Annotated in this window: 2 protein-coding genes; both read right to left on the bottom strand. The window is 66.7% G+C overall.

Annotation, left to right across the window (positions count from 1 at the left end; translation table 11 throughout):
• Positions 1–1,056: CHASE2 domain-containing protein (locus RT123_RS12240; RefSeq protein ID WP_313009401.1), on the bottom strand; the 1,056-nt coding region annotated here is incomplete at its 3' end.
• Between the two features lie 2 nt (positions 1,057–1,058).
• Positions 1,059–1,891, bottom strand: an 833-nt coding sequence (locus RT123_RS12245) for a hypothetical protein (RefSeq protein ID WP_313009402.1), incomplete at its 5' end; no start/stop codon positions are given.

Consider the following 1,891-nt stretch of genomic DNA (forward strand, 5'->3'; position numbering starts at 1 on the left):
CAACTCCACGCGGGTCGCCCAGATCGCCATCAGTGTCTGCGTGAAAAGAAGCGCGGCGATGTCGATGCTGACCGGCAGCAAGGCCTGAAGCACGATCGGCGCGATGACGATCAGGGCCGTGATGGCGACATGGCGCACGACCAGCCGCCACAGGGCGCCGCCCCCGCTTCTCACAGGCTGTAAAGCCGCGACGAGCCCGGCGCACAGGATCAGAAGCGCCAGCGGGCTAAGGCTGACCAGGGCCCGTCCGTCAGCGATACTTTCGTAGGCGAGGGCATGGATGATGACGCCGGGCAACAGCCCGACGGGCGTGGCGAACTCGTCGCCGAGTTCCAAGGCCGTCGCCCCCATCAGAATCTTCTTGCCGCGCACGAGCGAGGGGTCGAAGCGGCCGCTGTAGACGTCCTCGAAACTGAGGTGGGGGATCGATTTCTGCTCGATCCCGAAATCGACGGTGAAAGCGCCCTGTCGCACCGAGGCATCGGCCAAGATGGCCGCGACCGATGGCGGCGCTTCATCTGAGGCGCCATAATCGTAATGGCGCACCCTTCCGTCGCCATCCACAGGCACATTGACCGAAGCGAGCAAGGAATCATTCAGAAGCGGCGCGATCGGACGATTGCCCGATCTGCGTCTTTCGCCGGCGCCATATGACTCCATCTGCTCAAAGGTCGCCAACGCCACCTGGCCGGGGTGGCGCGATACGGCCGCCGCCAGCGCCTGATCGGACGTGGGGTTGGACGACGCGCTGAAATCGACATCGACGGCGACCAGGGTCGCGCCTGCCGCAAGCAGATTGTCGATCGCCTGGGCATATCGTCGCCGATCCCATGGCCAGGACTCTGCGGCGACCAGACTTCGGGAATCGATCTCGACGATCGTCAGGCTCTGGCTGGCAGGTCGCTCCAGAACCGAGAACCGCGCAGAGGCGATCACGTCGTCTAGAGGCCGGAAGGCGTTCGCGAGCATTCCAACGCCCGCGAACGCCAGGATCAGCACGGACCAGACGACGACAGAAAGTCGACGTCGACCGAGTTCATCAGCAGCAGCGCGCATGGTCACCGCTTCGGAGGCCGAGGACCACCCTTGCCGGGATCATCCCCACCCGGGTTGCCATTGCCGGGGTTTCCATTGCCTGGGTTGCCCGAGCCAGGGTTGCTGGAACCAGGGTTACCGCTGCCCGGGTTGCCGGAACCGGGGTTACCGTTGCCGGGGCTCCCCGAGCCAGGGTTACCATTGCCCGGATTACCGTTGCCGGGATCGCCGTTGCCGGGGTTACCCGAGCCCGGGTTGCCGTTGCCAGGGTTGCCGGCACCGGGGTTGCCCGAGCCCGGATTGCCGTTGCCTGGATTACCGTTGCCGGGGTTGCCCGAGCCCGGGTTACCGTTGCCGGGATTGCCATTGCCGGGATTTCCGTTGCCAGGGTTGCCATCGCCTGGATTGCCGTTGCCAGGGTTGCCGGCGCCAGGGTTGCCGGCGCCAGGGTTGCCGTTGCCAGGGGTGCCGGCGCCTGGATTGCCGTTGCCGGGGTTGCCGGCGCCTGGGTTGCCGGCGCCAGGGTTGCCGTTGCCGGGGTTGCCCGAGCCTGGGTTGCCGTTGCCAGGGTTGCCATTGCCCGGATTGCCCGAGCCTGGGTTGCCGTTGCCCGGATTGCCCGAGCCCGGGTTACCGTTGCCGGGGTTGCCATTGCCCGGATTGCCATCGCCTGGATTGCCGTTGCCAGGGTTGCCGTTGCCGGGGTTGCCGTTGCCGGGGTTGCCCGAGCCTGGGTTGCCGTTGCCGGGGTTGCCGTTGCCGGGGTTGCCCGAGCCTGGGTTGCCATTGCCGGGGTTGCCGTTGCCGGGGTTGCCCGAGCCTGGGTTGCCGTTGCCAGGGTTGCCATTGCCCGGAT

It is taken from the genome of Brevundimonas vesicularis, from assembly GCF_032067225.1.
GTDB classification, from domain to species: domain Bacteria; phylum Pseudomonadota; class Alphaproteobacteria; order Caulobacterales; family Caulobacteraceae; genus Brevundimonas; species Brevundimonas vesicularis_F.